The sequence below is a fragment of the Actinomadura roseirufa genome (genome assembly GCF_900659635.1).
Taxonomy (GTDB): domain Bacteria; phylum Actinomycetota; class Actinomycetes; order Streptosporangiales; family Streptosporangiaceae; genus Spirillospora; species Spirillospora roseirufa.
In genome coordinates this window covers 41648-61603 of sequence record NZ_CAACVB010000009.1, presented here as the reverse complement: position 1 = coordinate 61603, position 19956 = coordinate 41648, and the positions used below count along the sequence as shown (strand labels likewise).

General features: G+C 70.2%; 18 protein-coding genes and 1 pseudogene. 7 read left to right on the top strand and 12 right to left on the bottom strand.

Annotated features, from left to right (window positions below):
* Positions 1–9: 9 nt before the first annotated feature.
* The 3 genes from E1291_RS03800 to E1291_RS03790 are packed head-to-tail and all read right to left on the bottom strand — an operon-like array spanning position 10 to position 3398.
* Complete coding sequence (locus tag E1291_RS03800) at positions 10–1149, bottom strand: alpha/beta fold hydrolase (protein ID WP_278045226.1); 1140 nt, start codon at positions 1147–1149, stop codon at positions 10–12.
* A 9-nt stretch (positions 1150–1158) separates the two neighbouring features.
* Entirely contained in the window at positions 1159–1920 is a 762-nt protein-coding gene (locus tag E1291_RS03795) for an SDR family NAD(P)-dependent oxidoreductase (protein ID WP_131736121.1), read from the bottom strand.
* A gap of 35 nt (positions 1921–1955) precedes the next feature.
* Positions 1956–3398, bottom strand: coding sequence for an MFS transporter (locus tag E1291_RS03790; RefSeq protein WP_131736120.1), 1443 nt, complete (start codon positions 3396–3398; stop codon positions 1956–1958).
* Between the two features lie 91 nt (positions 3399–3489).
* Between E1291_RS03790 and E1291_RS03785 the strand changes: the two genes are divergently transcribed.
* The gene (locus E1291_RS03785) at positions 3490–4275 is read left to right on the top strand and encodes a TetR/AcrR family transcriptional regulator (RefSeq protein ID WP_242613929.1); all 786 of its coding nucleotides are present in this window, start codon (positions 3490–3492) and stop codon (positions 4273–4275) included.
* Between the two features lie 84 nt (positions 4276–4359).
* Here the strand turns inward: E1291_RS03785 and E1291_RS03780 are convergent, their stop codons facing one another.
* Together E1291_RS03780 and E1291_RS03775 are read right to left on the bottom strand one after the other, a co-directional pair.
* Entirely contained in the window at positions 4360–5241 is an 882-nt protein-coding gene (locus tag E1291_RS03780) for an MBL fold metallo-hydrolase (protein ID WP_131736119.1), read from the bottom strand.
* 59 nt (positions 5242–5300) lie between these two features.
* Complete coding sequence (locus tag E1291_RS03775; protein ID WP_131736118.1) at positions 5301–5762, bottom strand: winged helix-turn-helix transcriptional regulator; 462 nt, start codon at positions 5760–5762, stop codon at positions 5301–5303.
* A gap of 242 nt (positions 5763–6004) precedes the next feature.
* Between E1291_RS03775 and E1291_RS03770 the strand changes: the two genes are divergently transcribed.
* Positions 6005–6289 carry a hypothetical protein gene (locus E1291_RS03770; RefSeq protein ID WP_131736117.1) on the top strand — a complete coding sequence of 95 codons (285 nt, stop codon included), beginning with the start codon at positions 6005–6007 and terminating at the stop codon, positions 6287–6289.
* A gap of 376 nt (positions 6290–6665) precedes the next feature.
* On the opposite strand, the gene E1291_RS03765 is transcribed toward E1291_RS03770, so the two are convergent.
* Positions 6666–6986, bottom strand: coding sequence for a hypothetical protein (locus E1291_RS03765; RefSeq protein ID WP_131736116.1), 321 nt, complete (start codon positions 6984–6986; stop codon positions 6666–6668).
* Between the two features lie 470 nt (positions 6987–7456).
* On the opposite strand from E1291_RS03765, the gene E1291_RS03760 reads away from it, so the two are divergent.
* On the top strand, positions 7457–7909 hold the full coding sequence (locus tag E1291_RS03760; RefSeq protein ID WP_131736115.1) for a hypothetical protein: 453 nt from the start codon (positions 7457–7459) through the stop codon (positions 7907–7909).
* A gap of 316 nt (positions 7910–8225) precedes the next feature.
* On the opposite strand, the gene E1291_RS41750 is transcribed toward E1291_RS03760, so the two are convergent.
* Positions 8226–8591, bottom strand: a complete 366-nt coding sequence (locus E1291_RS41750; RefSeq protein ID WP_165494948.1) for a hypothetical protein — start codon at positions 8589–8591, stop codon at positions 8226–8228.
* A gap of 130 nt (positions 8592–8721) precedes the next feature.
* Between E1291_RS41750 and E1291_RS41745 the strand changes: the two genes are divergently transcribed.
* On the top strand, positions 8722–9039 hold the full coding sequence (locus E1291_RS41745) for a TetR family transcriptional regulator C-terminal domain-containing protein (RefSeq protein WP_165494947.1): 318 nt from the start codon (positions 8722–8724) through the stop codon (positions 9037–9039).
* Positions 9040–9384: 345 nt separating this feature from the next.
* Here the strand turns inward: E1291_RS41745 and E1291_RS03750 are convergent, their stop codons facing one another.
* A complete protein-coding gene (locus E1291_RS03750) occupies positions 9385–10755 on the bottom strand; it encodes a pentapeptide repeat-containing protein (protein WP_207400530.1) in 1371 nt (456 codons plus the stop codon).
* Between the two features lie 579 nt (positions 10756–11334).
* Between E1291_RS03750 and E1291_RS03745 the strand changes: the two genes are divergently transcribed.
* Both E1291_RS03745 and E1291_RS03740 read left to right on the top strand, forming a co-directional pair.
* On the top strand, positions 11335–12495 hold the full coding sequence (locus E1291_RS03745) for a PxKF domain-containing protein (RefSeq protein WP_165494946.1): 1161 nt from the start codon (positions 11335–11337) through the stop codon (positions 12493–12495).
* A gap of 757 nt (positions 12496–13252) precedes the next feature.
* Positions 13253–13837: a hypothetical protein gene (locus E1291_RS03740; protein ID WP_131736112.1), complete on the top strand. Its 585-nt coding sequence runs from the start codon at positions 13253–13255 to the stop codon at positions 13835–13837.
* Between the two features lie 638 nt (positions 13838–14475).
* On the opposite strand, the gene E1291_RS03735 is transcribed toward E1291_RS03740, so the two are convergent.
* Positions 14476–15216 carry a class I SAM-dependent methyltransferase gene (locus tag E1291_RS03735; RefSeq protein ID WP_131736111.1) on the bottom strand — a complete coding sequence of 247 codons (741 nt, stop codon included), beginning with the start codon at positions 15214–15216 and terminating at the stop codon, positions 14476–14478.
* A gap of 620 nt (positions 15217–15836) precedes the next feature.
* On the opposite strand from E1291_RS03735, the gene E1291_RS03730 reads away from it, so the two are divergent.
* Positions 15837–16724, top strand: a complete 888-nt coding sequence (locus E1291_RS03730) for a GNAT family N-acetyltransferase (protein ID WP_131736110.1) — start codon at positions 15837–15839, stop codon at positions 16722–16724.
* A 462-nt stretch (positions 16725–17186) separates the two neighbouring features.
* Here E1291_RS03730 and E1291_RS43725 read toward each other — a convergent pair.
* The 3 genes and pseudogenes from E1291_RS43725 to E1291_RS03715 all read right to left on the bottom strand — a co-directional run.
* Positions 17187–17577: pseudogene (locus E1291_RS43725) on the bottom strand (transposase); the annotation flags it as partial.
* Positions 17578–17959: 382 nt separating this feature from the next.
* Positions 17960–18733, bottom strand: a complete 774-nt coding sequence (locus tag E1291_RS03720) for a hypothetical protein (RefSeq protein WP_131736108.1) — start codon at positions 18731–18733, stop codon at positions 17960–17962.
* Positions 18734–18765: 32 nt separating this feature from the next.
* Positions 18766–19935, bottom strand: coding sequence for an SMI1/KNR4 family protein (locus tag E1291_RS03715; RefSeq protein WP_131736107.1), 1170 nt, complete (start codon positions 19933–19935; stop codon positions 18766–18768).
* Positions 19936–19956 lie beyond the last annotated feature (21 nt).

The following is a 19956-nucleotide window of genomic DNA, read 5'->3' as shown; positions in this document are numbered from 1 at the left end:
GAGAGCTTGTTAGAGCGAACGAAGGAAGCGGATCAGTGACTCATTGACCTTGTCCGGCTCCTCCTGCTGGATCCAGTGCCCCCGGCCGGGCAGGACGACCGCCTGTTTCAGATTGGGCACGGATGGTGACCGTCCAGTGATCAACTCCTTGGCCTGCGGCGACTCAGAGATCTTGTCCCGGTCGCCGACGATGTAGAGCGCGGGCGCCTGGATCGGGGTCCGCCGCCAGCGCGCGGTCTGCGTCCAGTTGGTGTCGAAGTTCCGATACCAATTGAGCCCACCGGTGAATCCGGTTTTCGTGAACTGCGCCGCGTAGGTGTCCACGTCCCGCTCGCTCAGCCACGCGGGCAGAGCGCGGGGCTCGGTCAAAGAGTCCAGGATCCTCCCGCTCTTGGGAATGGTCGCGCTCCATCCCGGCCCGTCACCTGATCCGCTATAGAGGATCCCGCGGAAGAAGGCACGGGGGTCGCGCGCCATATCGGCGTCGGCCACACCGGGCTGCTGGAAATGGACGATGTAGAAGTGATCCCCGTACGCCGAGCGAAGGGAGGCGACCGGGGTCGACTCCCCCTGCGGCTCGGCCCACCGGTGCGGGACGCTCAGCGCCGACACCGCCCTGACGCGATCGGGCCGCATCAACGCGGTGTTCCAGGCGACGATCGCTCCCCAGTCGTGGCCGACCACGACCGCGCGCCGCTCCCCCAGGGCGTCGATGAGCCCCGTGACATCGTCCACGAGCCGGGTGATCGCGTAGTCCCCGACCCTGGCCGGGCGATCGGTCTGGCCGTATCCCCGCTGGTCGGGGGCGACGACGTGGTACCCGGCGGCCGCCAGTGCCGGGATCTGGTGGCGCCAGGAGTACCAGAACTCCGGCCAGCCGTGGAGCAGGAGGACCAGCGGCCCGGTGCCCGCCTCGGCGATGTGCATCCGGATGCCGTTGACGTTCACGAAACGATGCTTGATCGTCGGTGTTCGCGTCGGCGACGTGACCGGACGGGAGTGCGCCGGTCCGCCGCAGGCGGAGAGGATCGCGGCCAGGCCGAAGCCCTCCAGCCCGCGGAGGAATCCGCGGCGGGAGACGCCGGGGCGGTCGCCGTGCGACGCCGGACGGTCCGCGGCGTCCCGGCCCACGCTCGTTACTCGGTTCATCACGCGGGTTCAGAGAGTCTTGATGGCGCCGGCGTCGATCAGCTGGTCCGCGCCGACGATGCTGCGGGCATGGTCGGAGGCCAGGAACGCGATCAGGGTCGCGACCTCCTCGGGTTCGATGACCTTTCCGGTGAGCATTCCGGCCATCGCCGGGAGCTGGGACAGCAACTCGGCGGGATCGGAACCGTAGGCGCCGGCCATCACGTCCCAGAAGGCGGTGCGCACCGGACCGGGCGAGATCGTGTTGACCCGCACTCCCTGGGGACCGAACTCCTCGGCGAGCGCCTTGCTCCAGGCGGTCAGCGCCGCCTTCGGCACCGCGTAGTCCATCGTCCCGGCGCTGGGCGCGTGGGCGACGACCGAGGAGACGTTGATGATCGCGCCCTTGCGCTCGACGAGACTCGGCAGCGCGGCCTTGGACGCCCAGACGGCGCTGTAGAAGTTGACGTCGAAGGCCCGCTTCCAGGTCGCGTCGTCAACGCTGAGGAACCCGCCGGCCGCGTAGGAGTCCCCGCCGCCGACGTTGTTGACGAGCAGGTCGATCCCTTCGAGTTCGGAAAGTGCCCGCTCGATGAACCGCTGCGCGCCGTCGGGGGTACTGAGGTCGGCGGACACCGCGATGGCGCCGCTGTCCTTCAGTTCGGCGGTGACCGTGCGGGCGGCGCCCACCACGCGGACGCCCTCCTCGATCAGCGTCCGGGTGGTGGCGAGGCCGATTCCCCGGCTGGCACCGGTGACGACGGCCGTCCTGCCGGAAAGTCGCAGTTCCATTTGAATCTCCAGTTCTCGGTGTGAGGTGTGACAGATCAGGCGGGAACGTCGAGGGTGTCGGTGGCCGCCGCGGGAACGCCGGCCACCGGCCGGCCCTTGATGGTCAGGGCGACGAGCGCGCCGACGAGCTGGGCCGCCGCGGCGACCCAGAGCGCGGTGTGCAGTCCGGCGACCACCTGCGTCGCGGTCGGTCCGGGCGTGCCCGCGTGGTGGTTCAGCCCCGCGTTGGCGATGGCGAGGAGGATGGCGAGCCCGACCGCGCCACCGATCTGCTGAGAGGTGGTCGCCAGCCCGGACGCGACGCCCTGCTCGTCCGGAGCCACGCCCGAGCCCGCGGCGACGAACATCGCGGGGAAGGTCGTGCCACCGCCGATGCCCCAGATGACGATGCCGGGGACGAGCGCCCAGAACGATCCGTCCGCGGACATGCCCAGGAGGAGTACGGCGGAGCCGACCGCGTTCACTCCCATCCCGGCGAAGAGCGCCACGCGAACGCCCCATCGGCTGATCGCCAGGCCGGTCAGCCGCAGGGAGGCGAACATCGACACCAGCGTCAGAGGCAGGAACGCCAGGCCGGCTTCGAGCGCGCTGTACCCGAGCACGCCCTGGAGATAGGTCGTCAGCACGTAGTAGGTCCCCAGGAGCGCGCTCTGGAAGATGAGGATCACCAGGACGGCCGTCGCCAGACTGCGGTTGCGGACCATGCGCGGCGGGACGAGCGGGTCGCGGGTCCGCGACTGGATGAGGACGAAGACGCCGAGCAGCGCGGCGCCGGCCACCAGGGCGCCGGCGCTCCTGGCCGAACCCCATCCGGCGTCGGGGCCGTTGGCCAGGCCGAAGACCACCAGTGAGGAACCGGCGGTGGCGGTCACCGCGCCCGGCAGGTCGAACGAGGACCCGCCGTCGGCGCGCCGCGGATCGGCGGGCAGGACGCGCGGGGCGAGCGCCGCCGCGCCGAGCGCCAGGGGCGTCAGCACGAAGAACACCCATTCCCAGCCGAGGTAGTTGGTCAGGACACCGCCCAGCAGCGAACCGGCGGCCAGCCCGCCGCTTCCCGCGGCGCCCCAGACCCCCATCGCGCGGGTGCGTTCGGGGCCCTCGGCGAAGTTCGCGTAGACCAGCGCCAGCATCGCCGGGGTCAGCAGCGCGGCCCCGAGTCCCTGGACCGCGCGGGCGGCCATGAGCATCGCGGGCGTGACCGCGAGCCCGCCCGCCAGGCAGGCGAGGCCGAAGAGCAGCAGCCCGAAGACGAACAGGCGGCGTGCCCCGAACCGGTCCGCGGCCCGGCCGCCGAGGAGCAGGAAGCCGCCGAAGCCGACGGCGTAGGCGCTGACCACCCACTGCAGTGACTGCGTGGAGAAGCCGAGTTCACGGCCGATGTCGGGCAGGGCGACGTAGACGATGTTGAAGTCGATGGCGATGATCAGCTGGGCGAACGCCAGCAACGCCAATCGTGATCGGGCGGAGGACTCGTTCATGTCGGGGCCACTCTCTATGCGGCGCACGGAAACAATACGCCGTGAAGTTTCGATGCGCCGCATAGTATGAGCCACGTTGTAGAGTGTCAACGTGACCGACCAGCCCCTGACCCGGCGGGAGCGCCTGCGGGCCGAGACCTCCCAAGAGATCAAGACCGTCGCCCTCACGCTCATGGCCACGGGCGGCCCCGGCGCGATCTCCCTGCGCGCGATCGCGCGCGAGATGGGGATGACCGCCAACGCCATCTACGGCTACTTCGCCACCCGCGACGAGCTGGTCACCACGCTGATCAACGACGTGCACACCTCGCTCCTCGTGGCGTTGGAGGCCGCACGCGACGCTCGTCCGGCCGACGACGCGGCGGGCCGGATCCACGCCTGGGCCCTGGCGTACCGGGAGTGGGCGGTCGCCAACCCGGAGGGCTTCCGGCTCATCTACGGCGACCCGGTGCCCGGGTACCAGGTCCCGGAGGGCGGCGCGGCGCCGGAGGCCGAGCACCGCACCTGCGCCGGGCTCACCGGCCTCATCGCCCTCGCCTGGCCGCGGGCCGGACGGCACCAGCCCGACGGCTACCAGTGGTCGGACTTCGACGACGAGCTCGTCTCCACGGTCCGCGAGGAGTTCCCCGGCCTGCCGCCCGCGGGCGTGGCGCTCGCCGTGCGCCTATGGGGCCGCATGCACGGCCTCGTCACCCTGGAGGTCTACGGGCACCTTCGAGGGCAGACCCATGACCCCGCCAGGATCTACCACGACGAGACGTTCGACCTGATCAAAGGCTTGGGCCTGAGCGACGTTTCAGTGCCGCGCACGAAGAACGGCGCGCGGGACGGCGAAGGCAGCCCTCTGCTCGGGTCGGTGTCGCCCGCCGCACCATAGCCGCGGGTGACGGTGGTGGTCAGGGCGAGCGCCGGGGCGCCTTGGCGGCTCCCCCGGCGCTCGGCCCACCGACCTCACCGTCCCTTACCTGCCGCCGGCCCAGGCGCGCCGGGCGACGGGCGGGAGGACCCGCCCGAAGACGTGCCCGGTGAAGTGGCCCGCGGCCAGGATGGTCTCACCGCTCTCCAACTCGCGCAGCAGCCGTTCGCGCGTCTCACCGGCCTGCTCGGCGTCGACGTCGAACACGAAGCCCCATTCGCTCTCGGCCACCTGGACCTGGCAGTGCATCACGTCGCCCAGGATGATCAGGCGGCGGCCGTCCCGGCGGTCGGTGATGACGAGGCTCTGGTGCCCGGGGGTATGTCCGGGGGTCGCCATGATCTTGACCCCGGCCGCCACCTCCTGGCCGTCCGACACCAGCTCCAGGCGGCCCTCGAGCGGTCCCTGCACCGCCAGCGGGTCCGGCCCGATGGGCGACGACGTGCCCGACCAGTGCTTCCATTCGGCCTCGGACACCAGGTGCCGCGCACTGGCGAAGGTGAGCCCTTGAGCGGGACGCCGCCCGAGGGTCTCCGGGGTGGGCGCGACCTCGCTGGTCCAGCCGACGTGGTCATGGTGCAGGTGGGTGAACACGACCGTGTCGATGTCCGCGGGCCGCAGCCCTTCGGCCGCGAGGCTGTCGAGCAGGGCCCCGGCCTTGAAGGACGCCATCCCCGGCACCTCGAAATCCACCACGCCCAGTCCGAGGTCGACCAGGACGGCCTGGTCCGGCGTACGGACCAGGAACGAGCCGACGCTGACCGGGAGCCACCCGTCGGCGTCGAGGAACTCGCCGTGTGTCGCCCATCCGCCGTTCGCGCTCAGCGGGAAGGCCGCCTCCGGGTCGACCCGGCCGTAGCCGTCCGGCAGGAACGTCACCGTCGTGTCACCGAGCTCGACCTGGGCTCGGGTCGCGGGCTGCGTCATCATCGTCTCCCAACAGCAGGTGTTGATCGCTTCCACACCCACTATTGGCGAGTCACTAACTATTGGGAAGTACGCACTTGCAAGTGCGTGTCCCCGTCGTACTCCAGACGTGCGCGCTCGACCGCGTTGATGTTGCGCTCGGCCCAGTCGCGCACCGCCGCCAGCGGTTCCTCCAGCGTCCGCCCCAGCTCGGTCAGCCTGTACTCCACTCGGGGCGGCACCGTGGGATACACCGTCCGCGCGACCAGCCCGTCCCGCTCCAGGCTGCGCAGCGTCTGCGTCAGCATCTTGTCGCTGACCCCGTCGATCTGCGCCCTCAGCTCCGAGAAGCGCAGGCCGTCCTCGTCCGCCAGCGCCCCGACGATCAGCGCGGTCCACTTGTCGGCGATCCGGTCCAGCGCCGCCCTCGAGGGGCACGGCGCACTGTAGACATCGGCGGGCTTGCCGTCCGGCAGCCAGGCCAGCGCGGCCCGTCCCGGCGACCCGGGCCTGGGCCGCCGCACGGGTGGAGTTCTCACCATCCCACCACACTAACCATCAGAGAGCACCAAGAGGAGTGACGCCCGCCGGTGACGACCGCCCCTTTCCGAGATGTGCGCCGCGTCCACGCGACGCCGAAGACGTCCGGGAGCAGGATGCCGTGGAGGACGTCCGGCCGGAGAACAGCCGAGCGACCTCGATGGCGGTCGGCGGGATTGGACAAATCCGACAGTCGCCACCCGAACCGGACTCAAAAGCGAGGACGGCGACGACGAGACCGGTCATGCAGAACAAGTGGACGGCCCCCGACTACGATGGCGCGGAGGACTTCGAAGCCACCCGCAAGGCTCTCGGCGAGCCCGAACGCCTACGGGCGGCCCTGGGCCTGTACCGGCAGAACTTCGGTGCCAAGATCATGGGAACCCCGGAGTGGCAGGCGGAGCAGGGCGCACTGTGGGGACCGCTCCCCCAGCAGCGGACGCTCTACCTGCACGGCACCAAGGACAACAGCGTCGTCCTGGACCAGGCCGTCTCGAGGCAAATTCGCTGCCGGCACCCCTGGTCGTAACAGCCGTTCGTAGCTGATCAGAGACCCCGGCCAGCACGAGCTCGCCCCCTCGATCAAAGATGCTCGAGGGGGCGAGCCAGGTCAGGCCACAAGGCCGAGATCGAGCCGGTGCCCCATGCCGGACTCACGGGTTCCCACACGCGACTTGTCGTCGGTCGCGGCGGGCAGGGCCCCGTCGGCACGCGGAGCCTGCGGGTCTGGGCCCTAGCCTGCGAGCACGCCCACCTCACCTGGGCGCGGAGCGAGGAGATCGCCGCCGAGACCCGCCGCATAGGGGGTAGGCCGCGCCGCCCCTCCACGCATTCGTTTCTGCGTCAAGACCTTCGACCAACATCGCCGGGGCGGCCCAGAATTCCCCGGACCGCCCATGTTGTGGTCAGGATGCCTTGATCGCGAGCGACCGGATTCTGTCGTTCATGTCACCCAGGTATGCGCGGTTGCCGACGTACCAGGCGCTCTCACCTTGGAAATCTTCCTCCGAGAAGGTGTTGACGATGTCACACCCGTTCCAGACTTTGAACGAAGAGATGATGTTGCGCCACTTCGGATCCCAACCCCCGCCCCCGGTGTCGACAATTCTGTATCCCTCGCTGTCGCACGGGCCCCACTCCCTCCATGAAGGTGGAGACGGGTCATTGGAGCACTTGCGGAAGCGCATTCGCGAAGACCTTTCGCCCGGCTTCACCTTCTCGATCACCACGCGACAGTGCTTTTGAGCCTGAACAGCGGGTGCTCCGGGAGGCGAGGCCGCCACATCGGCACTCGCGGGTCCCATGAACGTCGCCGACAGTGTCACCGTCCCGAGCATCATCCCGAGAGAATTGCGTAAGGCTTGCCTCATGGAAACTCCTGTCATTGTGGACGGCACGTGAGGTGGACCGGTACGCCCGCCCCCAAGCCAGCCAACGCTGCCGCGTCTCGGCCTTCATGCCACAAGCAGACAACCGCCGGGGAACCGAATCCGCCATCCTCGCCCAGGTGCATCGCCCCACCCGCCAAAGATCACCAACCGTAGACCGGACACCGGGAACAGACGTATACAGCCGTAGCGAGACGGGCCCCAGTTCCAGCTCCGGTGATCACACGTGTCACTCCAGGGGAGCAAGGCACTTGCGTGGCTGCCCGACCTGGTACTCGTCCCGGGCTTGGTGTGTTGTGATACTCGGCATGGATGGTGAGGGCACGGGTCTTGGCCGCCCCCGATTCAGCTTCAGTGAACCAGCTACCACGCCCGGGACCGGCCAGGAAACCGATTTTTCAATCTTTGTGCGGTCTTCGGCGATATGGATGGTGCAGACTGCGGCGATGGCGGTTTCGGCGTGGGCTTCGGTCACGCGGACGGCGCCATGGGACTCGCGTTGGATGATGGTGCCCCTGCTCGGAGGAGCGGCCTACCCGCTGGCAGTACTGGCGTTCTTCATGGGCACCTGGTCGAACCGTCTGGTGTCCGGACTGACGGCCAGCGGGCAGACGATGGCATATTCCGCCTTGATCACGTACTTCAATCCTGAAAGTGCGGGATGGGCTGTGACGGAGGTCGGCGTGCTTTCGGTCGCTATCGTGGTCGGAATGTGGCGCGCCAGGCGGTCTCTAGACGATCCCCACAACGACGAGCCCTGAGAATCGTCTCCGACCGCCAACAGTTGGGCGGCCGTCGCAGTCGTCCGGGCTAGGTAAGCAACCCCAGACCCCCCTACCCGGCCGGGTGTTGAGCGAAAGGGCTACTCAGCGCGGCGGGTCCGCGACCACCTGCGCCGCCGCGTCCTCGGCTGCGCGAACCCCGAGCGTCGCGACCAGACCGCCAATCGCCTGCGCGGGGCCGCCGCCCTGGAGGTCGCTGTCGGTCGATGGGCCGTGGTGATCTGACCGATGTCGACTGGGAGCGGCTGGCGCCGTCCCCGCCGCTGGGGGCCAGTGGGTCGATTACCAGCGCCGATCAATGGGATCTGCGGGTGATGGCCGGGTAGGTGATCACCGCTGTTCCGATGACCAGCAGGCCGAGGCCGGCGGGGAGGAGGAATCCGAAGCGCAGGCCGATGGAGGCGTGGACGTCCAGTCCCGGCCGGCCGTCTTGGCGCAGTACGACGGCCGACCATGCGCCGTGGGTTTTGTTCCAGTTCAGGGTCCGGGTGCCCTTGCCCTCCGACGTGGCGACCCAGAAAGGTTGGGCGGCGGGGGCGGTGGCGGCGCCCGGAGTGCGGCGGAAGCTGGCCGTGAACGGGTGCAGGCGTGCGGAGGTGAACTGGTCATGGGCCACGTTCCGCAGATACTGCTCGACCCGGGACTTGGGGCCGATGCCCACGAACAGGGGGACGGCTGTGTCCGTCGGCCTTCAAGGCGGTGGTGGCACTGGTGAGCCGGTACCGGGGCGTGCCGAAGTCGCCGCCAGAGCCGGCCTGAAGCCCCGCGGCGCCCGCGAGGCGGAACTCTCGATGGGCTCGCTGCGGCACTACTTCGCCACCCAGTCCGACCTGCTCGTCTTCACCGCCAGAGCACTGGTGGATCCCCAACTCCGCGCGATCCGCGACGAGGCCCACGACAGGCTGCGCGACGGCTGCCGCGACCTCGTACGCAGGCTGCTGCCCGGCCACACCGACCACGACATCCAGCGCGAGACCGACCGGCTGCACGCCCTGGTCGACGGGCTGGCCGTCCACGCCGCGACACGCCCCGACCACGGCACCCCGCACCGCATGCGCACGGTCATCACTCTGCACCTGGATGAACTCCAGCACGCGACACGAAGCTAAAGCCAGAAACGCCGGCTGAACTGGGGCGACATGAACGGCGCCGCTCGCCTGCTCCCCGTCGGAAACGGCGCGGGCCCACGTGTCGCCCGGGCGTCGCCCATGCCGAGAGCGACTTCCCACGGCCGATTGCCGAGCGGCGATGCCGGGCCATCGCCGCCTCGGCCGCGCGCGCCGAAGCAGCCGCCGACCATACCCAAGCCGCCGCAGACCGCACCGAGGCTCGCGTCGCCGAGCCGACCGCCGAACTTGAACGGCTGCGATAGCGAACGCGGCTTCTGAGACACCGAGACCTGCACGAACACCCGCCAGGCGGACGATCTGGCGGCAGCCTCAGATCCGATCGATCTACGACAGGTGATCGGCTACACCACCCGGCAACCCCGCCGGCCGCCGGCCGACCGCCCACTTGAAGTCGACCGTGTCGTCCCGGAACCGGGCTCTCACGAAGTCGACCGCACCGCCCTCGAACCGCGCGTCCCCGAAGTCGACCTTCCCGCCCTCGAACCGCGCATCCCTGAAGCCGAACGTGCCGCTCACGAACTCGGCGCCCCTGAAGCTGACCGTGTCGTCCTCGAACTCGGCGTACTCGAAGCTGACCGTGCCGCCCTCGAACCGCGCGTGCCCGAAGCTGACCGTGCTGCCCTCGAACTGGGCGTGCCCGAAGCTGACCGTGCCGCTCCCGAACTGGGCCCTCTCGAAGTCGACCGTGCCGCTCCCGAACTGGGCGCTCCGGAAGTCGACCGTACCGCTCCTGAATCGTGCGCTCCCAAAGTCGACCGTACCGCCCACGAACCGGGCGCTCCCGAAGTCGACAGCGCCCTCGAACCAGGCGTTCACGAAGTCGACCTTCCCGCCCTCGAACCGGGCGTACCTGAGGTCGACCTTCCTGCCCACGAACCGGGCGCCACGGAGGTCCACCTTGCCGCCCACGAACCGGGCGCCGCGGAAGGACACGGTGGCACCGGTGAAGACGGTGTAGGAGAGGTCGCCGCCGTCAAAGACGGCGTCGGTGAAGTCCAGGTCGTGGCCCTGCCAGGACACCGGCGCACCGTCGCGCAGGTGGTGGCCGATGATGCGGATGACGGTGTGGCGGACTTCGCGGACCGCCCGGTAGCTCTTGCGGGCCGCGGTGTGCTCGGCCGGGTCCTGGCCCTCGGCGGGTTCGTCGCCGGGGTCGGGGTCGTAGGGCAGGCGCAGGAACGCGCACAGCACGTCGATGCAGGTCTGGCGGAACTCGCGGGTGGGGGCGTCGTCGGCCAGGCCGGCCAGGGCGTGGACGCCGCCGAGCTGGATCGCGGGTGAGAGGTCGCCGAGCTGGGCGACGGCGGCGGTGAACCGGTCGGTGCGCTGCCCCTGCTCGGTCAGCTCATGCGAACGCCGCTGCCCCTGCTCGGTCAGCTCGAACGTGCGGCGCTGGCTCGTCTCGGTGGCCTCGGCGCTGCGCCGCGCCGCCTCCACACCCTCGATCGCGGCCTGTGCCGAGCGGCGGGCCGAGGCGGCGTTGGAGGCGGTGTAGTAGATCGCCGCCCCGGCCAGCAGCCCGGTTCCCAGGGCCATCGCCCGGCCCCGCACCGTGTCCAGCGCCTCCGCCAGGTCCTTACCGGTCAGGCCGTCCTTGCCTCCGATCTTCACCCCATCGACGTGCACCAGCCACCACCGGGCACCCGGCCCTAACACCCACACCACCACCGCCACCACGGCGATGCCGCCGGCCACCAACCCAACCCGCGTCACGCGCCCGGCAGGTCTGCCCGGGCCCTCACCCGCGCCGCTCGGCGCCACCTCACCCACGCCGCTCAGACGCCCAGCCCCCACCGGCCGGTTCACCCGACCGCACGCCCGGACCTGGCCGCGACGATCGTTTCCGGAAGTCGCCTACTGTTCGGCTTGGCCGGGGCGGCGGCCCCCGATCGAGGCAGCGGCCCACCGAGAGTGGTGGCCGGGGTCGGCCGCTCGGGCTCCTTGGGGCTGGGTCCGGTGCCGCGGGATTCTCTTCTCGGTGACCAAAAGTGCACAAATGATCTCACCAGGTGATCGTGCCAGGTGGGGTCGGTGCCTTCGAAGCACCGTCGGCCAGGGGGTGTGCCGAACGGGGCTCGTCCGGTCCCGTCTCCCGCGGCCCGGTGTCGTGGGGACGGTCGGCGGGCCTTCGGCGCGCTGCGATGTCGGGCCGGCCCATCCGGGGCCGCCGGGCGGCGCACCGATCGGAAATGGGAGACGACCCCCATGTCACCGACTCCTCAAGTTCCGGCCCCGCGCGCAAGGCGCGGCAGGCCGGGCAGGCGGCTGGCGGCCATGGCCGCGAGCGTGATGCTCGGCGCCGCCGGACTGGCCGCCGTGGCGACGCCGGCCCTGGCCGACACCGCGACCTTCTCCTACACCGGAGCGGCGCAGACCTTCACCGTCCCGGCCGGGGTCACCTCGATCACCGTGGACGCCTCCGGCGCCCAGGGCTCGGCGGGAGAAGAGGGCGGCGGCGCGGGCGGCCTGGGCGGGCAGGCCCAGGCCACCCTGACCGTCACCCCCGGACAGGTCCTCCAGGTCAACGTCGGCGGGTCCGGCGGCTTCGGGGGCGGCGGCGCGGGCGGCCCTGCCGCCCCCGGCGCCGGTGGCGGCAGCGGCGGCGGCGCCACCGACATCCGCACCGGCTCCTTCGGCCTGGCCGACCGGATCCTGGTCGCGGGCGGCGGAGGCGGCGGCGGGAACTGCTTCTGCAACGTTCCTCAGCCCGGCATCGGCGGCGCGGGCGGGGGCGCCTCGGGCGCCGACGGCACCGCAGGCGTCCCCCAGGGCGGTAGCCCGGGCGGCGGCGGCACCGCCACCACCGGCGGCGCCGGCGGCACCGGAAGCGCCGGCGGCGGCAGCGGAACCGCCGGGGCCTCCGGCACCGGGGGCGCGGGCGGTTCCACGCCCAACATCATCCCCGGCACCGGCGGCGGAGGCGGTGGAGGCGGCTGGTTCGGCGGAGGCGGAGGCGGAGGCCAGGGCGCCGGCGGTCCCGGTATCTCCAACTCGGCCGGTGGCAGCGGCCACGGCCCGGCCGGAACCACCCTGACCGCCGGTGTCCGCTCCGGCGACGGCGCGGTGACCATCACCTACACCTCCGGCCCCTCCTACACCTTCACCGGGTTCTTCGCCCCCGTCGACAACCCGCCCGTGATCAACACCGTCAACGCCGGACGCAGCATCCCGATCAAGTTCTCCCTCGGCGGCGACCAGGGCCTGAACATCCTGGCCGATGGCTCGCCCTACTCCCAGGCCACCACCTGCGGCACCGGCACCCAAGACCCCATCGAGACCACCACCGACTCCAACTCCGGACTCACCTACAACCCCAGCACCGGCCAATACACCTACGTGTGGAAGACCGACAAGGACTGGGCCGGCACCTGCCGCACCCTCCACCTCAAACTGACCGACGGCACCGACCACACCGCCAACTTCCAATTCAACTGACCACCACTGCGTGACGGCCCCGGGCGGCGCGCCTGGGGCCGTCACCACCACCTCCACGCGGAACGCCCACGCCGAGGCAGCCCAACGCCGAACCGGTGACCGCACCCAGGGCCGCCTCGCCGAGCTCGAACGGCTGCGTTAGCACTGTTCACCTCTCCCCAGCCCAGCCCCGTATGGCGGTCTTCTGCCCCGCGCGCCCGCGCGCAGTTCCAGAAAGAAGAACCCGCGGCCGGAGACATCGCACACGGCGCGCGAGGAAGCCCCCGTCGCGGCAAGACACGTTCGGCGAGGGAAGGCGGCTCGGGCGATGAGGGCCGGGCCGCAAGCGGTCAGGGCGTCGGCGGGGTCTTCAGGCCGTGGCGGCCGCCCCGCCCGGCGGCTCCGGGATCGGATGCAGCCCCTGGTGGGGGCGTTGCTGAGTGCAGAGCGGTGTGGGGCATCGCCCGCACGGCCGGGACAGGTGTCCCGATCCGATGAGGACAGCGATCCCCTGGTGTTCATGCGGGACGGCAAAGAATCTGGCCATATCACTCAAGGTAGGCAGATGATCTGTTTCGGTAATGGACGGTGGGTTGGAGTCCTTGACCGGCCCCCGCACGCTGACGGACCGGAGGCCGCGCACGCCCCGGAGCGTCAAGTCACCGCCGTTCCGTCGCAGACCCCGACCCTGCCAACGACAGCGGCACCTGCCCCTGACCTTCACCGCCGGGTCAGGGCACCCCTGGCCTGGGCGCCCACACGCGAAAGGGACACACCGATGACCACCAGCCGTACCACCGCCCCGCAACCCTCGCAGGCGCGTCGAGGCCGGCGAGCCCGCCGGGCCGCCGCCCCGGCCGCCCTGCTCCTGACGGCCGCGCTCACCACCCTGCTCCCCGCCCAGGCCGCCGACGCCGCCCTCGGCTCCGTCACCTGCACCGGCACCAGCCACCTGGCCTACAGCCCCGGCCTGACCTTCACCCCCCAGAGCGTCACCATCACCGAGACCGACACCTACACCTCCTGCGCCTCCAGCGACCCCACCCTGACCAGCGGGCACATCTCCGGTTCCTTCACCGTCGCCGGACTGTCCTGCGCCAACGTCACCGCCGGGCCCGACCGCTACCCCGTCATCTGGAACAACGGCCAGACCTCCATCATCGCCTTCACCCAAACCGAGGCCACCGTCGTCGCCGGGGTCCAGCAGTACGTCGGCACCGGCACCGTCACCTCCGGTGAATTCAACGGCGACACCGCCGTCTTCACCTGGGCCTACCTGCCACCCAGCCCCCTCAACTGCCTCGCCCCCGGCGGCCTCACCAGCCAAGACGGCACCGTCACCGCCGTCATCGCCGGCCTGTAAACCAACCCACCGCCCTCACCGGCCTCGTCGGCACCCTCACCAGGTTTCTCGACTTCTTCGACACCTCATGCGCACACACGCGTAGGCGCGTCGCGAAAATCGCGGAGGCCCCTCGCACGCGCGCTGGGTATGTCCCGAAACCCCTGCCGCAGGCCCGTCCGCCGGACGGGCGTCGGCTCCCGGCGTTGCCGTGTGGGTACGGCAGGTTGTGCACGCCCCCCGCCGCTTCCGGGTCGCCCACGCCGCCCGGTGGCAGTGGCCAAGGTCTCCCGGGGCCCACGTTCCTTTCCGTCCCGTCCGGCGTCACTCCGGGCGGGACGCGGCTCTCGCCGTAGAAGACCGAGATGCCTCGACGTCAGTCGACAGCCGCCGAGGCCGCGCGCCAGGCCGCCAAGTACACGGAGGCGCTACGCGACACCGCCCAGGACCAAGACCGCCGCGAGCGTACCGCCGCCCATGAGGCGCGGCTGGCCGATGTCGCTTACGAGCTGGGCCGGGCCGCCGCCCCGCGCGGCCGCGGCCGGTACCTGCTCAACTGCTTGCGGAGCCCTTTCTATCTGTCGGGGAATCGCCGAATTCCGTCACCCAAGCGAAGCCTCCTTCGCACGTTCAAATGTTGAGCGTCAGTATTGGCGGGGTCACGGTTTGTGGGTTACCCAGAGCATTTCTGCTGGCCAGCGGTAGGCCCAGTCGGGCGGGTCGGTTTCGTTGTAGCCGTTGGGTGTTCCGGGCTCGGGTCGCGGCTCGATGAGGTCGTCGATGATGAGGCCCGCGCCGCGCAGAGTCTTGATCCAGTCGCCGTAGGTGAGCTGATAGCTGGCCGCGCCGTGCTCTTCCACGATGGTGTTCAGCCCGAAGTAGTCGCGGTGCAGCGTGGTGGTGACGCGGCGGGATTCGTTGTCGTAGCAGGCTTCGAACCATGGGCTGGCGACGTTGAACACCAGGCGCCCGCCGCTGCGCAGGACGCGTGCGGCCTGCGGGACGGCCAGGTGCGGGGGCGCCCAGCTCAGCCCGCCGTGGTCGCAGAACACCAGGTCGAAGCTGCCGGAGGCGAACGGGAGCTGTTCGGCGGCGCCTTGCACCAGCGGGTAGCGCGCCGCTCCCATTTCGCGGGCTGCTGCGGTGAGCTGGGCTTCGGACAGGTCGAGCCCGACCACGATGGCGCCCTCGGCGGCGAGTGACCTGGACCATTGGCCGGCGCCGCAGCCGAGTTCGAGGACGCGCTTGCCGGAAACGTCGCCCAGGGCCTGCAGGTGCGCGTCGGGGACGGAGGACATGCCCCACAGCCGAGGCGCGGCGCCGATTTGCGGGTCGTGCTCGTGTTGGTAGGCGCTACTGATCTGGTTCCAGTACCGCCGGTTGGCGGGAATGCTGTCCACCTGCCGACTCCAGCACTGCCTGCCAGGGACGGTCAACACGATTTAGGCACGAGCCGGGATCATTGCAGTCGTGGTGGGGCTGGTCACCCATGAACACCTCGACGTGAGTGACATCCCGTCCAAGGCAGCGTCCACGGTGGCAGAAAACGACTTGGCGCGGCGTGGCAGACAACCTGGCATCGCTCGGACATCCACCCGTCGCTCAACATCAAGACCCACCTGACGGCCGGAGTCAGCTTCGGGAATGGGATGCCGACACGGTCGGCACTGCGGACGATCTGAGCCCCGGCAGCCCGATCAAGGGCAAGCTGGGGCTCGCTGCCGGATCACTGTGGCCGACCCTTCACCGACCCGCTGACCCATCTAGGTGCCGCACGCACGGTGGCTGAGGACGTCGAGGCGGATGACGCGTTTGCCGCGCGCCAGGTCGAGGTCGGCCACCAGCAGTTCGGTGGTCTCGCGTTTTGCCCAGGCCGTGGATGGCGATGAGGGCGACGACGACCTTGGCAAGAGGGCCGCCGACGCGGTCGATCAGCCCACTTTTAGGCGGTCTCGATGCGTTCGATTCTCGTCGAAAATGCGGATGACGTCCGCCCCACTCCTGGCCGATCATGCGTGCCATGAGTTCCGAGTGGATCAGACCCATGACACCGGACGACCTGCCCGCCGCCCAGCGCGCCTGCGACGCCGCCTTCCTGGAGGCCGAGCGGAGGGACCGCCGCTGGAACGATCCGGAGCCCGAACCGTCGGACGAGCCCGCCGCCCGCGCCTGGATCGAGGGAATCGGCCACCACATCGCGACCGACCCCGGCGGCTGCTGGGTCGCGGAGACCGACGGCGGCGAGATCGCCGGCCTCGCGGTCGCGCAGAACCGGGGCACCGTCTGGTACCTGGCCGTCTTCGGCGTCCTGCCGGGCTTCCAGGGCAAGGGCGTCGGCCGCATGCTCATCGACGCGGCCCTGGCCCACGCGGGCGATCGCGTCTGCCTGATCTCCTCAAGCCCGCATCCGGGCGCGACCCGTCGCTACCGCCTCGCGGGCTTCACCCTGCACCCGCTGATGCGCATGTCCGGACGCCTCGACCGCAGCGTCCTCCCCAAGACCGAGGGGCTGCGCGAGGGACGCCCCGACGACTTCGAATGGATGGACGCGCTCGATGTGACCCTGCGCGGCGGCCCCCACGGCGCCGACCATCCGCACATGCTGGAGCGCATGCCGCTGATCGTCTCGTCCTCGCCCGGCGAGCGTCCCGGCTACGTCTACCTCGACGCGAACCGGGGCGGTCCCATCCTGCTGGCCGCCGCGCAGGCCGAGACCGCCGAGAATCTCCTCTGGGAGGCCCTCGCACACACGGGCGAGACGGCCGCCGTCGGCCACATCACGACCGCGAACCACTGGGCCATCGACGTCGGCCTGGCGGCGCGGCTCGACCTCGGCCGGGACGGCTACCTCGCCGTGCGCGGCGTCCCCGAGCCGGCGCCGTACCTCGCGAGCAGACACCATCTCTAAAAGACCGGATCACCCGCCCGCCCAATCACGCGCCCAACGCGTCTCGGGCATCACCGGAACACCTTCGATGACGACACGGGGCATGGACGGCTTCCTGTTGGCGCAGGGAGCCGTCGCCGGTACCCGGGCAGGTCGAGGGTCATCTTGTCGGTCGAGTGCAAGAGCGTCCGACCGGATCTACCTCCGGCACTCCACGACAAGCAGGCCGATACCCGCCAGCGGGGCGCTCTGGCCGCGCCGATCGCCTCCGGCGCCCCCGTCTACGAGGACCCGGCGACCTCCAGCGCCGGATCTCCCTGGACCGGGCGGGACTCACCCGCCTGCTGCACGAGCCCGCCGTCGGAGTCCGCGAGGGCCGTGGTCTAGCTCACCTTGTGCGGGTCGATCCCCTTGACCAACGGGGTGAGATGCCCGCACCTTTCTCATCCATCCCGGGACGATCAATGCCTCAGATAGCTGAGCCCTATGGCACCCCTCGCGGTCCTGGACGCACACGGTCACCGTAAGGAGCAGACCGAGGGTGTCGGTGACGATGAAGCGCTTGCGTCCCGCCACCTTCTTGCCCGCGTCATACCCGCGGCCGGCGGTGTCGGCGGCCTTGACGCTCTGGGAGTCGATGATGCCCACGCTGGGGTCGGCATCGCGGCCCTCAGCCCGGCTGCCGCCACGGGCAGCCGATGCGCACCACCTACAGCACCGCGTCCACAATCTCGCTCCGCGAGCGCTTCTCGGGGCGGCCACCGCCGTCGGGCGGCTTCACCAGCGCCCACTCCTCATCGGTCAGGTCCGAGGGGTAAGACGACGTCCGAGCCACCACGCCACCCTGAACGAACCAGCACACGACATCACACAGCCACCCCGACCTAGATCAACTTGCCACGGGGCGCTTCGAACGTCTGAGCGTGACGACTACCGAACCAAGAAGCCCTGTCATCAAGAAATCCAAGTCACAGGCAAGCCCGCCTGGCCGTGGCTGGCCGCGATCGAGGACGACTACTCCCACGCTGCCGCCGGGTATGCCGTCATCCTCGACGTCCCTCAGCGCTCACCGTCGCGCTAGCGTTCCGCCACGCGATCTGGTGCAAGACCGAACCCTGCTGGCGCGTGCGCGGCATCCCGGCCGCGTTTCATCTCGACCACGGCGCCGACTTCGCCTCCGACCACCTCACTCAGGTCATGACCGACCTGCACATACGGCCGATCTACGCCACGCTTGGGCACCTGCCACGCCTCTGCTAAACGCCCACTTGAGGTTTCCGTCGGGGTTGCGGCCAGATCTGTAGCAGGCAGACGGGTTCACCGGCGTGGAAGCGCAGCCGGTAGTCGCCGTGTCCCGCGGCCAGCGGCGGCAGCTCGATCTCGCGGCCCGCGATCTCCCGCAGCGAGATATAGCCCGTGTGGAAGCGGCAGCTCACCTCCGCGACGGAGGCGTATGACCGGTCGGGTCCCGGATCGTGCGGGGAGATCACCACGGTCAATGAGAGTTCCCCGTCCTCGACCGGAGGCCAGAACAGAGCCGCCCCGGAGACGGCGTCGATCAGGCCGGCGGATTCGGCGTAGCCGGGCACCGGCAGGATCTCGCCCAGCGACCGGCCGCGGTCGGTCAGGCCGAACTGGCCCGCTCGGATCTGCAGCGCGAGGTTGAGCCTCTCGAGTTCGGCCACCGTACGCCGGTCGGGCGCGAAGTGCGAAGGGATGCCGCCCGGAAAGCCTCGTTGGGCGATGAACTCGGCGTATTCCGCGTCGGTGACGAGCAAGGCGCGCTCGGCCAGGCCCGGCACGTCTCCCGGCTCCGGTGCTTCATACGTCCCCATGGCGGTAATGAGCTGGGCCTGCGCCGACGGATCCGGGGGCCGCCACCGGGTCACCCTCACCGTCCCGCACTTCCGGCAGGCGACCCGGTTGACGTTGACGGTCTCGCCGTCCGGACCGGTTTCGGTCCCGGTGACCTCCAGTCGCGTGTCGGGGAGGTCGTGGCCGTCGCGGCAATCACGCAGGATCTGCGCCATCGCCACGTCGTCGCGGCTCGGGAAGGGCATCATCACCGGTTACCTCGCGGTTGGGAAAGGAGTTCGCGCCCGCGCTCAGGAGTGATCGCGGCGGCCAGGATGGGGTCGGCCAGCAGCACGATCGGGGCGATGTGGTCGGCGGTTCTGGGCCGCCATTGCGGCAGGGCGGCCTTCAGCCTGTCCCACAGCGCATCAGGGTCGTGCCGATGCGCCGCCAGGGCAGCTCTCACCAGGGAGTCGAACTCGGGGTTGCCGTAGCTCAGCGGTTGACCCGACCGCCGTAGCCGGGCCTGGTAATCGGCGATGACCAGGTGGATCTCGGGCCGTTCGCCGAGCATCGCCGACTGCAGGATCGAGTTGTGGCCCCTCGAGGCGTTCTGGGCGTGCTCCACGAACAGCAGGGGCAGGAACTCCTCGGCGAACAGCGGATCGGCAAGAAAACCCTCGGGCATGAAGGAGGGGTGCAGCAACTGTCCCAGCAGTTGCAGGGCCTCGTATTCGTGCGTCAGGAAGACGAGCAGTTGAGCTCGCAGGACCGCGGCGCGGCTCCTGCCGAATTCCCCGGCCTGTTCCAGGACCGAGTTCGGGGCGTCGACGTCCCCGGCGAAGGTGTCGAGCCGAGCCTGCTCGACCTTGGCGTCCCACGAGTCGCGGGTCTCGCCCTCCGGCTGGCGCATCTGGTGGAACTGGGCGTAGAGATCCTCCATCAGCGCTGTGAACGACGGAAGCCGAGTGGGCGGCTCGGCCCGCCACGAGAAGTGGCTGTAGGCGGCCCACTCCCCGTTCTCGTCCACGTCGGTGGGATCGAGGAAGAGAATGCCCGCATCCGCCTCCTGCGAGATCATCAGCGCCTGGTCAAACGGATTGCTCGCCTCCTCACCTTCGACACCCTCGTCGTAGAACTCCTCCCATCCCTCGCCCCAGAACGGCTCGATGTCGCGGAGCCAGCCGAGGGTGGAGGTGTCGCGCATCCGCCACACGAACATCCCAGCGTTCCGCCACCCATCCGTCGTCAACAGGAAGTCCCGGTACGACGGCGGTAACCGAACGCCGATCCTGGCCTCGACGGCAGCGACGTCCTCAGGGGAGGCGGCCGCGAATCCGAGCCAACTGGCGCGGGCCACCTCCGAGTCCAGCTCGGCGGGATCGGCGCTGGAGACCCATTCCTGGCTCCAGCGGGTCAGCCACGGTTTCCACTCCATGGCTCGGCACTATGCCCGAGC

Coding starts and splice junctions, on each gene's coding strand:
- E1291_RS03770 (WP_131736117.1), top strand. CDS start 6,005: ATGCAGAACAAGTGGACGGCCCCCGACTACGATGGCGCGGAGGACTTC.
- E1291_RS03730 (WP_131736110.1), top strand. CDS start 15,837: ATGAGTTCCGAGTGGATCAGACCCATGACACCGGACGACCTGCCCGCC.
- E1291_RS41745 (WP_165494947.1), top strand. CDS start 8,722: ATGGGCTCGCTGCGGCACTACTTCGCCACCCAGTCCGACCTGCTCGTC.
- E1291_RS03790 (WP_131736120.1), bottom strand. CDS start 3,398: ATGAACGAGTCCTCCGCCCGATCACGATTGGCGTTGCTGGCGTTCGCC.
- E1291_RS03745 (WP_165494946.1), top strand. CDS start 11,335: ATGGCCGCGAGCGTGATGCTCGGCGCCGCCGGACTGGCCGCCGTGGCG.
- E1291_RS03720 (WP_131736108.1), bottom strand. CDS start 18,733: ATGGCGCAGATCCTGCGTGATTGCCGCGACGGCCACGACCTCCCCGAC.
- E1291_RS03800 (WP_278045226.1), bottom strand. CDS start 1,149: ATGAACCGAGTAACGAGCGTGGGCCGGGACGCCGCGGACCGTCCGGCG.
- E1291_RS03760 (WP_131736115.1), top strand. CDS start 7,457: ATGGATGGTGAGGGCACGGGTCTTGGCCGCCCCCGATTCAGCTTCAGT.
- E1291_RS03740 (WP_131736112.1), top strand. CDS start 13,253: ATGACCACCAGCCGTACCACCGCCCCGCAACCCTCGCAGGCGCGTCGA.
- E1291_RS03795 (WP_131736121.1), bottom strand. CDS start 1,920: ATGGAACTGCGACTTTCCGGCAGGACGGCCGTCGTCACCGGTGCCAGC.
- E1291_RS03715 (WP_131736107.1), bottom strand. CDS start 19,935: ATGGAGTGGAAACCGTGGCTGACCCGCTGGAGCCAGGAATGGGTCTCC.
- E1291_RS03775 (WP_131736118.1), bottom strand. CDS start 5,762: ATGGTGAGAACTCCACCCGTGCGGCGGCCCAGGCCCGGGTCGCCGGGA.
- E1291_RS03780 (WP_131736119.1), bottom strand. CDS start 5,241: ATGACGCAGCCCGCGACCCGAGCCCAGGTCGAGCTCGGTGACACGACG.